The sequence below is a fragment of the Methanocrinis sp. genome (assembly GCF_049974945.1).
Classification (GTDB): Archaea; Halobacteriota; Methanosarcinia; order Methanotrichales; family Methanotrichaceae; genus Methanocrinis.
Genome location: NZ_JBNGCU010000006.1, coordinates 21190 through 35118 on the forward strand (window position 1 = coordinate 21190; position 13929 = coordinate 35118).

16 protein-coding genes are annotated in these 13929 nt (G+C 59.0%); 8 read left to right on the forward strand and 8 right to left on the reverse strand.

Features of this window, described 5'->3' with window-relative positions; translation table 11 throughout:
- Positions 1 to 101 precede the first annotated feature (101 nt).
- From ACP5EL_RS01425 to ACP5EL_RS01440, 4 genes are read left to right on the forward strand one after another with little or no spacing between them, the layout of a single operon-like run.
- Positions 102 to 1832 (forward strand): ATP-binding cassette domain-containing protein, encoded by a 1731-nt coding sequence (locus ACP5EL_RS01425; RefSeq protein ID WP_428400656.1) that lies wholly within the window; start codon positions 102 to 104, stop codon positions 1830 to 1832.
- 11 nt (positions 1833 to 1843) lie between these two features.
- Positions 1844 to 2950 carry an OB-fold nucleic acid binding domain-containing protein gene (locus tag ACP5EL_RS01430; protein ID WP_428400657.1) on the forward strand — a complete coding sequence of 369 codons (1107 nt, stop codon included), beginning with the start codon at positions 1844 to 1846 and terminating at the stop codon, positions 2948 to 2950.
- Positions 2951 to 3000: 50 nt separating this feature from the next.
- Positions 3001 to 3981, forward strand: coding sequence for a DNA repair and recombination protein RadA (gene radA / locus ACP5EL_RS01435; protein WP_428400658.1), 981 nt, complete (start codon positions 3001 to 3003; stop codon positions 3979 to 3981).
- Positions 3978 to 4658, forward strand: coding sequence for a phosphoglycolate phosphatase (locus ACP5EL_RS01440; RefSeq protein ID WP_428400659.1), 681 nt, complete (start codon positions 3978 to 3980; stop codon positions 4656 to 4658). The genes radA and ACP5EL_RS01440 overlap by 4 nt, the downstream gene beginning before the upstream one ends.
- Before the next feature lie 7 nt (positions 4659 to 4665).
- On the opposite strand, the gene ACP5EL_RS01445 is transcribed toward ACP5EL_RS01440, so the two are convergent.
- The 4 genes from ACP5EL_RS01445 to ACP5EL_RS01460 all read right to left on the reverse strand — a co-directional run bounded on the left by ACP5EL_RS01445 (position 4666) and on the right by ACP5EL_RS01460 (position 8357).
- On the reverse strand, positions 4666 to 5259 hold the full coding sequence (locus tag ACP5EL_RS01445) for a manganese efflux pump (RefSeq protein ID WP_428400660.1): 594 nt from the start codon (positions 5257 to 5259) through the stop codon (positions 4666 to 4668).
- Positions 5256 to 5957: a YkgJ family cysteine cluster protein gene (locus tag ACP5EL_RS01450; RefSeq protein ID WP_428400661.1), complete on the reverse strand. Its 702-nt coding sequence runs from the start codon at positions 5955 to 5957 to the stop codon at positions 5256 to 5258. Before ACP5EL_RS01450 ends, ACP5EL_RS01445 begins: the two co-directional genes overlap by 4 nt.
- The gene (locus ACP5EL_RS01455; RefSeq protein ID WP_428400662.1) at positions 5954 to 6838 is read right to left on the reverse strand and encodes a hypothetical protein; all 885 of its coding nucleotides are present in this window, start codon (positions 6836 to 6838) and stop codon (positions 5954 to 5956) included. The genes ACP5EL_RS01450 and ACP5EL_RS01455 overlap by 4 nt, the downstream gene beginning before the upstream one ends.
- A 250-nt stretch (positions 6839 to 7088) precedes the next feature.
- Positions 7089 to 8357 carry an L-lactate MFS transporter gene (locus tag ACP5EL_RS01460; protein WP_428400663.1) on the reverse strand — a complete coding sequence of 423 codons (1269 nt, stop codon included), beginning with the start codon at positions 8355 to 8357 and terminating at the stop codon, positions 7089 to 7091.
- 419 nt (positions 8358 to 8776) lie between these two features.
- Between ACP5EL_RS01460 and ACP5EL_RS01465 the strand changes: the two genes are divergently transcribed.
- Positions 8777 to 9367 carry a DapH/DapD/GlmU-related protein gene (locus ACP5EL_RS01465; protein WP_428400664.1) on the forward strand — a complete coding sequence of 197 codons (591 nt, stop codon included), beginning with the start codon at positions 8777 to 8779 and terminating at the stop codon, positions 9365 to 9367.
- A 60-nt stretch (positions 9368 to 9427) separates the two neighbouring features.
- Here the strand turns inward: ACP5EL_RS01465 and ACP5EL_RS01470 are convergent, their stop codons facing one another.
- From ACP5EL_RS01470 to ACP5EL_RS01480, 3 genes are all read right to left on the reverse strand, one after another.
- The gene (locus ACP5EL_RS01470) at positions 9428 to 10288 is read right to left on the reverse strand and encodes a hypothetical protein (protein ID WP_428400665.1); all 861 of its coding nucleotides are present in this window, start codon (positions 10286 to 10288) and stop codon (positions 9428 to 9430) included.
- A gap of 154 nt (positions 10289 to 10442) precedes the next feature.
- A complete protein-coding gene (locus ACP5EL_RS01475; RefSeq protein ID WP_428400666.1) occupies positions 10443 to 10733 on the reverse strand; it encodes a DUF4405 domain-containing protein in 291 nt (96 codons plus the stop codon).
- Positions 10734 to 10765: 32 nt separating this feature from the next.
- Positions 10766 to 11389 (reverse strand): acetate uptake transporter, encoded by a 624-nt coding sequence (locus tag ACP5EL_RS01480; RefSeq protein ID WP_428400667.1) that lies wholly within the window; start codon positions 11387 to 11389, stop codon positions 10766 to 10768.
- A 348-nt stretch (positions 11390 to 11737) separates the two neighbouring features.
- Between ACP5EL_RS01480 and ACP5EL_RS01485 the strand changes: the two genes are divergently transcribed.
- From ACP5EL_RS01485 to ACP5EL_RS01495, 3 genes are all read left to right on the forward strand, one after another.
- Positions 11738 to 12091, forward strand: coding sequence for a nascent polypeptide-associated complex protein (locus tag ACP5EL_RS01485; RefSeq protein ID WP_428400668.1), 354 nt, complete (start codon positions 11738 to 11740; stop codon positions 12089 to 12091).
- Between the two features lie 142 nt (positions 12092 to 12233).
- Positions 12234 to 12512, forward strand: coding sequence for a hypothetical protein (locus ACP5EL_RS01490; RefSeq protein ID WP_428400669.1), 279 nt, complete (start codon positions 12234 to 12236; stop codon positions 12510 to 12512).
- Between the two features lie 3 nt (positions 12513 to 12515).
- Positions 12516 to 13325, forward strand: a complete 810-nt coding sequence (locus tag ACP5EL_RS01495) for a sugar phosphate isomerase/epimerase family protein (protein WP_428400670.1) — start codon at positions 12516 to 12518, stop codon at positions 13323 to 13325.
- A 35-nt stretch (positions 13326 to 13360) separates the two neighbouring features.
- Here the strand turns inward: ACP5EL_RS01495 and ACP5EL_RS01500 are convergent.
- Positions 13361 to 13929: hypothetical protein (locus tag ACP5EL_RS01500; RefSeq protein WP_428400671.1), on the reverse strand; the 569-nt coding region annotated here is incomplete at its 5' end.

Sequence of the window (13929 nt, forward strand, 5' to 3'; positions counted from 1 at the left end):
GAAGGCCGCATGAGATGAACTTTCACCAAGAACGATATGCCAGATTCGAGAATGCGAGATTCGAGATTCGCCAAGGTTAAACGATAGAGGAGGTCCAAATATTGCTCCAGATTGAAAACTTATCCAAGGTCTACCATATCAAAGGTCGCGGGGTTGAGGCCCTGAAGGGCGTGAGCTTCACCGCCGAAGAGGGCGAAATCCTGGGAATTGTGGGAAAGAGCGGAAGCGGCAAGAGTACTCTCATGAAGATCCTGCGCGGCGTCGAGAGCTTCGACACCGGGAAGATCGAGATCGACGGCCTCGAGATCGCGCCCGACTCGGGGCCTGAGACTGTGAAGAGGCAGAGGGCGGTCACCGCCATCCACCTCCAGAGGGACTTCGGCCTCTGGACCGAGTCGGCCCTGAACAACGTGGCAAAGCGGGTCTATTCTCGCAAGACCGGTTACGAGACGATCCCGACCAAGTACGACCTCGAGTACGAGGAGGTGATGGCGGAGGCGATGGAGTACCTGAAGCTGGTGGGGCTGGATAAGAAGGCGAAGCAGCTGGCCACGATACTGAGCGGCGGCGAGAAGCAGAGGCTCTTGATCGCAAGACAGCTCGCCAAAAAGCCGAAGCTTCTCCTCCTGGACGAGCCGGCCACCATGGCCTGCCCGGCGACGAAGCAGGAGGTCCTCGACGCCATCAGAAACGTCAACAGAGAGCTTGGGATCACCACCGTCGTCGTATCCCACCTCCCCGAGGTCCACAGGTACCTGGCTGATAGAATGATCTGGCTGGACGGGGGCGAGATCCGGGATGAGGGGGATCCCGGGGTGGTCCTGGATAGGTTCCTGTCCCTCCTCGGCGAGGCCGACCCCCTGGTGCCGAGACCCGACGCCCCTCCTGCCATCAGGGTGGTGGGCCTCAGCAAGAGAAACTACCTCGTCGGCACCGGCGAGGTTCTCAGGATCGAGGACCTGAACCTGGATATAAGAGAGGGCGAGATCACCTCCCTCATAGGATCGAGCGGCGCTGGAAAGACCACCCTCCTCAAGATCATCCAGGGTCTGACCCGGCCCGACGAGGGCTCCGTCCTCTACAAGCTCGGAGACTCATGGGTCGATATGGTGGAGTACTCGAGGAAGAGGATGGAGGTGAGGAGGAACATCGGGATAATGTACCAGGAGTTCGCCCTGGCTCCCGGCGAGACTATCCTGGAGCAGATCGGCTACAAGCTCGGGGTAAAGGGACAGGACGTCATCGAGTACGCGAGGGAGATGGCTGCCGACCTCGGCATAAGCGAGAAGGTCCTGGACGTGATCTACACCCTCACCGACATGACCGAGGAGGACGCGAAGGGGGTCTTGGAGAAGCTCGACCTCAGCACCGAGGTCTTCGGTGAGCTCTTCCCGCGGTTTCCAGCGACGGAGGCGAAAAAGTATGCAGAGCCCGTCTTCGGAGTTCTGGACCTGGACCTCTCGGTCCTCGATAAGTACCCCCACCAGCTCAGCGGCGGCGAGAAGGTGAGGGTCTCTCTCGCCCTTATCATGGCGTCAAACCCCAAGATCCTCATCCTCGACGAGCCCTTCGGAGACATCGACCCCATAACTCTCCGGGGCGTAGCGAACGCCGTAAAGCGGATCAACGCCGAGTTTGAGACCACCATCCTCCTGGTCAGCCATCACGTCGACTTCGTCAGGGAGATATCCCACAGGGCGGTTTTGATCGACAATGGCGCGATCTTCATGGACGGCGACCCGGCCGATGTCTGCGACGTCTTCGTCTCTCGGTGCGACGCCTCCTACCTAAAGCCCCCTTCCCCGAAGATGGCTCCGACGGGGAAGGCTTGAAGGTGGATCTTATGGACGGAGAGATCGGTGAGATCTACGACCAGATATCTGGTCAGATCTCGCCCCAGGAGTTCGAGCAAAAGGTGGAGGAGAAGGTCCAGCTGATGGGCGAGCTCTGCGACCGGAGGACGGCGGCTATGCTCGTCGCCCGGGAGTTTGGGGAGGTGGAGCTGAAGATCGACCGGGTCAGGCCCGAGACCGGCAAGGTCACCTTCGTCGGAAAGATCCTCTCCGTCTCCGAGGTCCACGAGTTCCCTCGAAGCGACGGATCCGTCGGCAGGGTCGCAAACCTCGCCATCGGCGATGAGACCGGGACCGTCCGGGTCGTCCTCTGGGACGAGCTCGTCGAGCCGGTGGCGAGAGGCGAGCTGGCGGTCGATCAGACCTTCAGGATCAGAGGCTTCACCAGAGAGGGGTACTTCGGGACCGAAGTGACCGTCGACCGGGGCGGTCTCGAGGAGGTGGAGGTCGAGATCCAGGCGAGGGTCGAGCCTTTCAAGATCTCCGAGATCAGGGCCGATATGGGGGATATAAACATCCTCGCTCGGGTCGTCGACGCCGGAGTAGTCCGGGAGTTCGCCCGGCGGGACGGCTCCGCGGGGAAGGTCCGGTCCGTCACCCTGGGCGACGACTCGGGGAAGATCAGGCTCACCCTCTGGAACGAGAAGGCGGAGATGGATCTTCGGGAGGGCGAGAGCCTGGAGGTGATCAACGCCCTCTCTCGGGAGAGGTACGGCCAGGTCGAGATCCAGGCTGGTGGCTACTCGGTGGTGAGGAAGAGCGACGCCGTCGTCGAGTACGAAGAGAAGATCACCCAGATATCGGATCTCCTGCCGGGATCGATCTACAGCATATCCGGCTTCGTCACCGGCCTCGGCGAGGTCCGGGAGTTTGAGCGGGACGACGGGACCGTAGGGAGGGTCGCGAACATCTATGTCTCCGACGACTCTGGAAGGGTGAGGGTAGCCCTCTGGAACGACCACGTCCGGCTGATCGACGACCTCGACCTCGGCTCTAGAATCGAGCTCGTCGACTGCCAGGCGAGGGACGGCTGGAACGGCGAGCTGGAGGTCGGCTGTGGATGGAGCACCAAGGTTACTTTCGCCCCGCCCGGGTAAAGGGGTTAAAGTCGAGAAGGTCTCTTTGTCCATTCAGGATTTGGTGAAATATGGCTGAAGTATTACTGGAAGATCTCTCTGGGGTTGGTCCGGCGACGGCGGAGAAGCTGAGGGAGGCGGGATTTAACAGCGTCGAGGCTCTGGCGGTTGCCTCCCCCGCGCAGCTTGCGGCCTGCGCCGACGTCGGCGAGTCGACGGCGGCAAAGATCATAGCCTCCGCCCGGGAGGCCGCGGACATCGGGGGATTTGAGACCGGCGACCAGGTGATGGAGAGGAGAAAGCTCGTCGGCAAGGTGACCACCGGCAGCGAGACCTTCGACGCCCTGATGGGCGGGGGGTTTGAGACCCAGTCGATAGTGGAGCTCTACGGCGAGTTCGGGTCCGGCAAGACCCAGGTGGCTCACCAGGTGGCGGTCAACGTTCAGCTCCCTCTTGAGATGGGGGGCCTAGACGGCTCCGTGATAATAATCGATACCGAGAACACCTTCAGGCCCGAGAGGATCATCCAGATGGTGGGAGGCCTCCCCCCATCCGAGGACCCGGACAACCCTTGGGACCCCGAGGAGTTCCTGAAGAACATCCACGTTGCGAGGGCCTACAACTCAAACCACCAGATACTCCTCGCCGAGAGCGCCCTGGACCTGGCCGATAAAATGAAGAAATCTGGAAAGCCGGTGAGGCTTCTCATAGTCGACTCGCTGACGGCCCATTTCCGGGCGGAGTACGTCGGCCGGGGAACCCTCGCCGACCGGCAGCAGAAGCTCAACAAGCACCTTCATGCTCTGATGCGGTTTGCAGACCTGAACAACGCTGTAGTCCTGGTGACAAACCAGGTCATGGCAAAGCCCGACGCCTTCTTCGGAGACCCCACCAAGCCGGTGGGAGGTCACATCGTCGGCCACACCGCCACCTTCAGGATATACCTGCGAAAGTCCAAGGGCGAGAAGAGGATCGCAAGGCTGGTGGACTCGCCGAACCTCCCCGACGGCGAGGCGGTCTTCTCCGTGACCACAGCGGGGCTATTGGATTGATCCGGGCCGTCGCCCTCGACATCGACGGGACTCTCACCGACATGAGGAGGCACCTCTCCCCCCTGTCGGTGGAGGCCGTCCAAGATCTGAACTCCCGGGCCCAGATCATCCTGGTCTCGGGGAACGTCCACTGCTTCACCAGGGCCGCGGCGGTCCTGCTGGGGACGAGCAGGACCTTCATCGCCGAGAACGGCGGCCTGGTCTCCTGGGGGGAAGGGCGCCTGGAGCTTTTATCCGACGGCTCGATCTCCGAAGAGGCGTACCGCCGCCTCAATGAGGTCTATTCCCTATCGAGGATGGACTCGCGGTATCGGATGACCGATGTCGTCGTCGAGGCGAACTTCGACCTCGACGAGGCCGCATCCCTCCTCGAAGGTTGGGGGCTGGAGGTGGACCTCGTAGATAGCGGCTTTGCCGTCCACATAAAGGACGGGAGGGTGAACAAGGGCCGGGCCCTCGCCAGGGTGATGGACCGGCTCGGCCTCCGACGGGAGGAGGTCGCGGCGATCGGCGACAGCATAAGCGACCTGCCCATGTTCCAGGTGGCGGGATTTCGGGCGTCGGTCGGGAACGCCGTCTCGGAGCTGAAGGCGGAGTCCGACTACGTCTCGAATGAGCAGTTCGGCGAGGGCTTCTCCGAAATTGTGGATCATATGGTCGATAGAGAGATTTTATGACCTCCATTCAGAGCCAGCCCAGCCCAGATGCCACGCCCAGCCCCACCAACAATCCGCCAGCGCCGATCTTAGCCCCGCGCTCCCAGTTGCGGCGATAATCGCGACCTAACCTTATGCCCGCCCAGGTGAAAAGTACCGAGAAGAAGGCGATGGTTCCCGCTACCGCCATCGGATTTGCCCGCCCCATTCCGAGGCTGAAACCCACCACCAGATTGTCTGCGCTCAGTCCCGCCGCCAGCAATACCAGCTCGTGCCACCGAGTCACCCGCCGCGCAAGTTTCTCGTCCTTGGCGATCTCCTCGTCCTCGCTTTGACGGTGGAGGCCGCCGATTCCCGTGAGCAGGCCCAACCCCACCAGGACCACCGCTCCCACCAGGTTCGTCTGAAGGCCGATCGTCTCCGCGGTGGTTGAGCCCAGCCATATGCCGAGGAGAGGCACGAAAAACTCGAAGAGGCCGAATACGAGCATCACCCGAAAGCGGCGATGTGCCTGCCCCAGAGCCCCCAGGGCCAGAGCCACCGCGAGGTTGTTGGAACCGATTACGGCTCCGAGAACGATAAAGTCGATGAGCGACACAGGAATCCCCAGGGTTTCGATCAACCTTCCATATCCTTCAGAATCCTTGCCCAGTTCGCCTCACAGACGATCCACCAGCCTAGGGTTTCTTTGACAAACTCCCTCGCCGCGGGGCAGAAGGCGTCGACGGCCAGGTGACTGGGCATCTCTTTCAGGGGCGGGTGGAGTGGGTAGCGGGTGCAGGTGAGGGGCCGCGCGGGGTAGATGGTGCACCCTTTATCGGGGTCGTAGAAGGGGCAGGGCTGCTTCAGGGCCCAGACTTTCAGGTCCTTGTCGTATCTGCAGAGGCTCTTGAGCCTCTTTCTCGACCAGCCCAGGTGCTGGCAGATCCTCTCCATATCCACTTTCTTCAGGTAGAGGCCCGCTCCGGGAGTATAGCAGCACCTGCCGCACTCTCTGCACCGAAACCTCTCCCAGAAGAGGTCGACGCCCCAAGAGGTCCCTTCAGGGTCTCTTCGGTCTTTGGCGGGGAGGGGTATGGCGATATCGAAGGGCTCGCTCTCCCCTCGGTCGATGATCTTGTACTGCTCTTCTCGCTTGAGATCCGACCAGTGAGGCCTGGACTTCAGAAGCTTCAGATGATGGCTCGCCCGCTTCTCTTCGACGCAACTTTTGGCGCAGGCGATGAAGCAGAGCCTCTTCGCCTCGGCCAGCCTCTCCTCGGACGAGAGGCTTCGGCGGAGTGTTGGGGGCTTTCTGGGGATGGGATCGCCGTCCTTCATCTCTTCCAGGCGATCTTATCGCCCTTGATCTTGATAATACGCTCTTTCTTCAAAGCCCGGGCGATCTCCTCGGCTGCGGCCGTCCCGTCGACCATCATGACCAGATCCTCCATCTCCTCTTCGAAGGCGAGGTGCTCCCTGAACTCGTCCTGGTCGATCTTCTTTGTGTCCCCCGGCGGATCAAGAAGCCGGTCGATGATCATGCCCATAGAGCATATAACATAGTACTCTTCGACGTGCTCGTCTGCGAACTCGTCATCGACGTTCTTGATCAGGGGCGTCGCCATCTCGTCCAGGCGGACCTCGACCTGCTTTTCGAAACTGATCGCGAGGATGGTCTTTATCAGCTCCTCGTTGGACTCGTCGGCCTCGTCGGGCTCTATCGGGATTCTGAGCAGAGGATCTGGCCCCAGTTCGCCCCGGGAACCGTCCTCGATCTCGATCTTGATCTCGTTGAGCTCGAGAGCGTTCTCCATGAAATGGATCGCCTCGAGCACCTCCAGAAGGTCGGCTGCCCGTCCCATCATCTCCTCGGGCGGGCCGGAGGCCTCATCCAGGGTGGCCGGGTCTCCTTCCAAGAAGCCCGCCATCGCCTCCCTCTTCTCTTTCCAGGACGGGTCCAGCAGGTGAAGATATCGATCTGTGAACTCCCCGGCCTTTGCCTCCTCGGCGAGGACTGCCTTCAAAGCTCCGATATACCGATCGTAAACCTCGAAGTCGTCAATCCGTTCCCGCAGCTCGCTTGCCCTCCCCTCCAGGTAGACCGCGCTATCCACGAAGGCGGAGACGAACGGCTTCAGTTCGACCCTCATCCCTGCCTCTTTTAGATGGGCCGCGATATCCGCGGCCTCAAACTCATCGTACTCTCCGAGCTTGAACATCGAAGGGAGTAGGTCGGAGTTTTATTTAATATGAGTGGCCTGGATTGGGAATTGTGAAGAGAAATGGTCGATGATGGCCCCCCGGCGGGCCAGGGAAAAACGGCGAATAAAAATCGAGATATATTAACGTCAGCCCCTGATATCCTCCCCGGATAGAGCGGGGGGAGAAGCGGCACCTTCGCCGTCTTTCCCCCGGATGCTCCAGCCATCGGCCTGTATCTATCACCTCCGGTACCTTTGATCAAGATGTTCATTCCTTCGCCACGGGGGGCTTCATCAGGAGGAAGGCGACTATTATCCCCAGGATGGCAAAGGCCACCACATACTGGAATACGCCGATGTAGCTGCCGGTGGCGTCTCTGACATATCCAGCGAGCCTGGGCCCGACTATGGCGCCAGCGCCGTAGGCGAGGAACACCATGCCGTAGCAGCGAGGATAGTCGCAGGTCCCAAAGAAGCTAGCAGTGGAGGTGGGCGCGATGGCGAGCCAGCCGCCCAGGCAGCCCCAGAGGATGGCGAAGCTTATGATGTAGACGTAGGTTCCGGTGCTCCCCGGCGTTGCGAACATCATCATGAGGACCGAAGCCAGGGCTATCAATACGAACGAGACCATCGCCGCGTTCCTGGGGGTGAGCTTATCGGTGAGGTTGCCGAAGACCGGCCTTCCGCCGCCGTTGAAGATGGCGAAGAAGCCCACCAGGAAGGTAGCAAGACCCGCTTCGATCTGGACGATTTCAGTTCCTACGGGCTTGGATATCGATATGGCCATAAGGCCTGCAAGGCAACCTATGAAATAACAGATCCACAGCCCATAGAATCCCTTGGACCTCAGCATCTCGCTGCGATTGCATTCGCAGGTCACATGGGCTCCAGGCCTGGGTGCAGGCGGAGTCCAGCCACGGGGTGTCCAGCCCGAGGGAGGGAAGACGAGGGGCATCGAAAGTATGGCGATTATTATCACGAAGGCGATCCCGAAGACTCTGAAGGTATTCATGACGCCGGTGCTGCCGATCAGATAGCCGGCGATGTTCGCGGTCAGCAATGCTGAGAAGCCGAACCCGAGAACCGTCAAACCCACGGCAAGGCCGCGCCTGTCCGGAAACCATCTCGCAGAGACGGCGACGGGGCAACCGTAGGCGATCCCCACCCCGAGGCCGCCTATGATCCCATAAGCGACGTAAAGCCAGGTCACGGACGTGGCCATGGATGCCAAAAACCACCCGAGACCGGTGAGAATCCCTCCCACCAGGGTGATCTTTCGAGGTCCATAAATCTCGATGTACTTCCCGGTCAGGGGCATCGCTATCGCGAAGGCCGCCAAAAAGACCGAGAAGGGCATCAACACCTGGCTGGCGCTGACCTCCATTCCCATTCCGGAGAAGTATTCTGTCAAAGGCCCTACGAAGACACTCCAAGAGTAGATGCTGCCGAGGCACAGGTTGATAACCATGCCCAAAAATACTAGCAGCCATCTTCCCTTTTCGGGTTCCATCCCGTATATTTTCACATCATCACTCATAGGTTCCACACCCAAAACGCAAAGATATCTAATAATTTTTATCTAGTTTTAAAGATCGCGCGCTCGCTAGATAAAATCCAATCTAGATCTATTCTCCCTCCCAGAGGATATCGTTACAAAGATTTAACGAACTAGTTTTTAGGTGCTCCGCATCTATTTAAAATTAGCGCCAATTATCTCGATTATACATTATGCACATCGAATATCGACTTTTTCATGTGCCCTAACAGATCAGATCATATGACGGTTGAGGTCTATTATTACCTCAAGATCCCGCAGGACGACTTCAATGGTTAAAAATTTATATTATTTAGTTCGTCGCGACGCTATTTATATGAGGTCGCATTATGATGAGGATAAGGGTCTTTGATGATAATGCCTTTTATCTTAGAAGGTGAGTTAGAGCTTGGTGAGTTTGGATGATCAGAGAGAATCCGAAAACTTCCTGGAACAATCTCGTATCGATGCCCACCATCGCCAGCACCGCTTACGTTGACGAGGCCGCTACGGTCATAGGAGACGTGAGGATCGGAGAGAGGGTCTACGTCGCTCCCGGAGCATCGGTGAGGGCCGACGAGGCGACGCCGATCATCATCGGGGATGAGTGCAACGTCCAGGACGGCGCTGTATTCCACGGCCTTGAGGGAACGAGGATAGAGCTGGGACGAAAGGTGAGCATCGCCCACGGAGCGGTGGTCCACGGCCCCCTCAAGATCGGTGACGAGAGCTTCGTCGGATTCAACGCCGTCGTCCACGCCTCCACCCTGGGAAAAAAGTGCTTTGTGGGCCATCTGACCCTGGTGCTGGGCGTAGAATTGAGGGACGGATGCTTCGTCCCGCCGGGGGCGGTGGTAGACTCCCAGGAGATGGCCGACGCCCTGGGCCCCGTTCCAGAGAACCTGAGGGGCTTCAACGACGAGGTTGTGGCTGTTAACACCGAGTTTGCAAAGGTCTACCTACTGAAGGAGAAGTCCTGCCGGACCTTTTTTAAGGACGTCAACTCTGTCTGAATAAAGTCAGGACGGGCGCGAGAGCGAATCTCTTGCGCCCAAATTCGTATTTCCGTCCGATCAATCGGAGCCCATAACCGGGTTCATCATCCGATGAAGAACCTCGGCCATATCGGACCTCAGCTTCACCATCCCGTCCTCGCCCTCATCGTACTCCAGGAGGTTGGCCCGGATCAGCTCTGAAGGAAGCTCGGGGCACCGGCCTCGCCGGCAGAGGACGATGGACTCCTTTCCGACGGTATGGGCGATCCCCAGCTCGTACATCACCATGGGGTCGGGGCCCGTCAGGTCGGCCACCACCATCCGCGACCTGCATATATCCCTCCAGATCGACTTCAGCTTATCCTCGTCGCCCCCGAAATCCAGAGCCCTCCGGGGTATGAGGCCGGCCCGCTCCAGGGCGGGCTTTATGGCCTCGTCATAGAGGTCGTCACCCTCGTCGGTGAGGGGCACCAGGATCGAGGCCGTCCGATCGTCTACGATGTAGGAGGCGTGACCGAAGAGGGGCCTGATCTGCATCAAGCTCATGAGATTGAGGGCCCTCTGGACCTCGGACTCGACATGGCTCAGGGCGATCACCCGGAGTATATCCCATCTCTCCCTCTCGCTCTGGTCGAGGACCACCCGGGGGAAGACGATCATCAGGGGGTCTTCATAGCCGAACTCCCACCGGGCGCTGCTGAGGGCCTTCTGCTCGGAGATCCGCTTGTCCGGATGGTAGGTGTACATGGTGGAGAGGGTGCCAGCATGGTGCTGGGCCAGGATGTACAGAGTGGTCTTGTCCAAGACCGCCACTATGCTGCTGGGGTTCTGGCTCCGAACGACGCCCCTCTGAACCTTCCGTTCCTCCACCAGGTTGTCCACGATCCCCATGAACTGATCCAACAGGCCGTCGACCTTCTCTATCAGGTCGTCTGGCATGTCCCCGCCTTTAATTCTATCACCTGAATGCATCATGACCTATACACCAGTTATCATAAAGGCGGCCAGTGTATAAAGTTCTTTGGTGGTGATCTGAGTGGATGGGATTTTGATCAGAAAGCTCGGGAAAGATACCCCGGTCGAGCAGAGGCCTTCACCGAGATCTTCCGATCATCTTGCCCCAGTTCCTGATCTCGCGCCGGTGAAGGACGATGTGCAGGACGATCAGGGCTGCCAAAATAAGGCTGGAACGGTTGTGGAGACCGAGCCAGTCCTGGCGGGACAGGCCAAAAAAGAGCTGCTCAGCCACGGCCGTCCTCCCGCCACGAAACCCGTATCCGTCACCGGGCAGGACCGTCCAGAGGGCCAGCCCCGAAGTCGTCGACGCCAAAAAAGCAAAAAAGGAGATGATATCGACCAGCAGGTTAAGGACTGTCCGATTCATCTCAGGCTCAACCCGAACTGGGATCCATCCGGTTACTTGACCGGCCCTATCGGCAGGACGGTTCTGCCGTAGACCTCGTTGAGCACCTGGGCGCAGGCGGCGTATATGGCGGTGAAGCCGCAGAAGATTCCCTCGTAGCCGGTGATCATGGCTATGGTGGCGCTGCCGGTGTAGTCTCTTATGGCCAGGAGCCAGAAGAGGATCGTCAGGGTGAGGAAGACGATCTGCAGGGCCCTGTTGAGCTTCAGGGTGCCTATGAACATGTAGAAGGTGAAGAGCCCCCACATGAAGAAGTAGGCGATCAGCGCGTTGTTAGAGGCTGCGTCCCACCATCCGTATTTGGGCATCAATAACAGAAATACCAGCGTAAGCCAGAATAGCCCATAAGAAGTAAACGCCGTGGTGCCGAAGGTGTTCCCTTTCTTCCACTCCATGATCCCGGCGATGATCTGAGCGAGCCCGCCGTAGAATATTCCCATGGCCAGGATCATGGAGCCGAGCCCAAACCAGCCCGCGTTGTGCATGTTCAGTAGAACCGTCGTCATGCCGAAGCCCATCAGACCGAGGGGCGCCGGGTTTGACGTGTTATCCTTTAAGTCTACAGGACCAAGGTGCATTATGTCCTTAACCCTTCCTCCACCCGTTTCTTCTGCCATATCAATTTCCCTCCTATCTTACCTTACAGGCCGAAAGATTCGACAGGATCTGCTGCAATCGCATTGCATATATCCTTTTCCATTTTTAAGGTTGATCTTTATCATTGAGCATATAAATTCCATCAGAAAATCCACATATTTCGCGACGATATATTAAGTTTCTCCACTTTTTTCGATCAATAACTGTTAGAAGTCCGGTTCTTATATTCTTGAAGCCCCCTAGAGGTCCTTTGAACCTCCGGAGTTCGGGCGGGCTACGGCGCAAGATCGCGCCGTTTTCTCTGGATCGGGGGCCAAAGTCGGATTCCACAGATAGATTTACTAAAGATGGCTCACCTTGGTTGGAACATGTTCCCAGGCATCGGTGGGAAGGGTGTAAGCCCCAAGAAGATGAAGCAGATGATGAAACAGATGGGCATCAACATCGAGGAGATCGAGGGGGTCGAAGAGGTGATCATCAGGACTGGGGACCGGGAGATCTTCTTCTCAGACGCCTCGGTCACGGTGATGGACGCCCAGGGCAACAGGTCGTACCAGGTCGTGGGCACCGCTCAGGAGAGGCCTCGAGAGGTTCTGATACCCGACTCAGACGTCGAGCTGGTGGTGGCCCAGACGGGATGCAGACCCGAAGAGGCGAGGGCTGCTCTCCAGGAGTCGGGTGGAGATCTGGCAGAGGCGATAGTGAAACTGGGATCGGGCTGAGGTCGAGATCATAACTTGCCGCCACTTCGCTGGGGTGGAGAAGGAGGGACCTCGACCACCGGGGTCGGCGGAGAGGAGAAATTATCGGCGATCCCGCGACGAAAAGGCTTCAGGGAGGACTGAAAGGCAGGAGGACGATAAGTTGGATCAGGCCAGGATAGAGGCAGAGCTTAACCTCGTGCTGCTTAACGTAGCAGAGACTCAGGCGGCGATAAAGGAGGGGATCGAGCGGCTGCGAGAGGAGGGTAAGCTCTCCATGGAGTTTGAGACGATGGTCCAGAAGGTCGTGAGGGACGTCGATGGCTGGACCGATCAGTGCACCGCCGCCGCCGAAGCGCCACCGGTCCTGCTCCGGAGGATGCAGGTCCAGATGGAGCGGCTCGCTAGGATCGAGAGGCTGATAGAAGAGCTGGGGCGGTGAAAGGTGGCCAGGGTATCGGTATCGTCGATGTTCCTCTGGGATCTGGGCCCCGAGGAGATGGCCGGCGTCATCGCCGAGGCCGGCCTCCAGGAGATCGAGTTCTGGTCTGAAACCCCCTGGTACTGGGAGGGGGGGAGGCGAGAGGAGCAGGCGGAGGAGATCAAGAGGCGGCTTGGGGGACGGATAACGACCCTTCACGCCCCCGTCATGGACCTCAACCCCTCCTCCTACAACGATCTCGTCTGCCAGGCGACGATCGCAGAGTCCCTCCGGGCCATCGACCTGGCGGAATTTCTGGGCGCAGAGGTGGTGACGATCCACCCCGGCAAGAGGACGGCGAAGCGCCCGGTGAGGGAGGCCGAGCGGCAGAAGCTCCGACGCTATCTGGAGGTCTGCCTGGACCGGGCAGAGGGGGGGGCGGTATATCTCGCTCTGGAGAATCTGGAGCCAGCGCCCTGGAACATCTGCTCAGATCCTGAAGAGATGAGCCAGTTTCTAGATGAGCTGCCCCTCGGCATGACCCTGGACATCTCTCACGCCGCGCCCCCCTTATCCAGGGCCGTCGAGTTCGTCGATCGTCTGGGAGATCGCATCCTGAACGTCCACGTCAGCACCACCAGGGATGGCGTTCGACACCTCCCCCCAAGCGACGGATCGGTGGACCAGGTTCTGGCCGCCCTAAAAGAAGTCGGATACGGGGGGCCCCTGACCCTGGAGCTGGACGACAAGAAATTTCCCGAGACCTTGTCAAAGGAGGACAAGGTCGCGGTTCTGAGAAGAGAGCGACGCCATCTGGAGTCGGTGGTGGGCTGACCCCGCGACCTCCGATTTCGGCGCGATCGTCACCATCAGGTGCCCATCATCTGGCCCTTCTTGTAGAAGGACGACGTCTGGTCGGCCGCCTCCGATTCGTTGGTCCCGCTGCCCATCATCTGTCCCTTCTGGTATAAAGGCGCGGCCTCTTCGGCCGGCTCGTCAAAGAGGAACGCCCACATGGAGCTGGTAATGCCGATGCTGGTGTCGATCAGGCTCTTATTGACTGGCTCTTCGAGGAAAGCGTTCTGGCTCGCCGTAGTGGTGAGGTTTCTGTCGATCAGGCTCTGATTGACGTCCAGGTCGAGGAAATCTTCCTGACTCGTGGTGGTGGAGAGGTTGGTGTCTATCAGGCTCTCGTTGACGTCCAGATCGAGGAATTCGTCCTGACTTGCGGTGGTGGAGAGGTTGGTGTCTATCAGGCTCTCGTTCGCGGTCCCGTTCAATGTATCATCTACGGTGTCGTTCGCGGTATCGTTCAAGAACTCGTCGAGGGCCGCCGGGATGTCCACCTCTGAGTCGAGGCCGAGAACGTCTTGGACATCCTCCTGCCCTATGGCAGACCAGGCCTGCAGGAGGGCGAGAGTTGCAACCGTTAATGCTA

Coding starts and splice junctions, on each gene's coding strand:
- ACP5EL_RS01460 (WP_428400663.1), bottom strand. CDS start 8,357: ATGAGTGATGATGTGAAAATATACGGGATGGAACCCGAAAAGGGAAGA.
- ACP5EL_RS01465 (WP_428400664.1), top strand. CDS start 8,777: ATGATCAGAGAGAATCCGAAAACTTCCTGGAACAATCTCGTATCGATG.
- ACP5EL_RS01450 (WP_428400661.1), bottom strand. CDS start 5,957: ATGAAGGACGGCGATCCCATCCCCAGAAAGCCCCCAACACTCCGCCGA.
- ACP5EL_RS01470 (WP_428400665.1), bottom strand. CDS start 10,288: ATGCCAGACGACCTGATAGAGAAGGTCGACGGCCTGTTGGATCAGTTC.
- ACP5EL_RS01455 (WP_428400662.1), bottom strand. CDS start 6,838: ATGTTCAAGCTCGGAGAGTACGATGAGTTTGAGGCCGCGGATATCGCG.
- radA (WP_428400658.1), top strand. CDS start 3,001: ATGGCTGAAGTATTACTGGAAGATCTCTCTGGGGTTGGTCCGGCGACG.
- ACP5EL_RS01430 (WP_428400657.1), top strand. CDS start 1,844: ATGGACGGAGAGATCGGTGAGATCTACGACCAGATATCTGGTCAGATC.
- ACP5EL_RS01485 (WP_428400668.1), top strand. CDS start 11,738: ATGTTCCCAGGCATCGGTGGGAAGGGTGTAAGCCCCAAGAAGATGAAG.
- ACP5EL_RS01480 (WP_428400667.1), bottom strand. CDS start 11,389: ATGGCAGAAGAAACGGGTGGAGGAAGGGTTAAGGACATAATGCACCTT.
- ACP5EL_RS01475 (WP_428400666.1), bottom strand. CDS start 10,733: ATGAATCGGACAGTCCTTAACCTGCTGGTCGATATCATCTCCTTTTTT.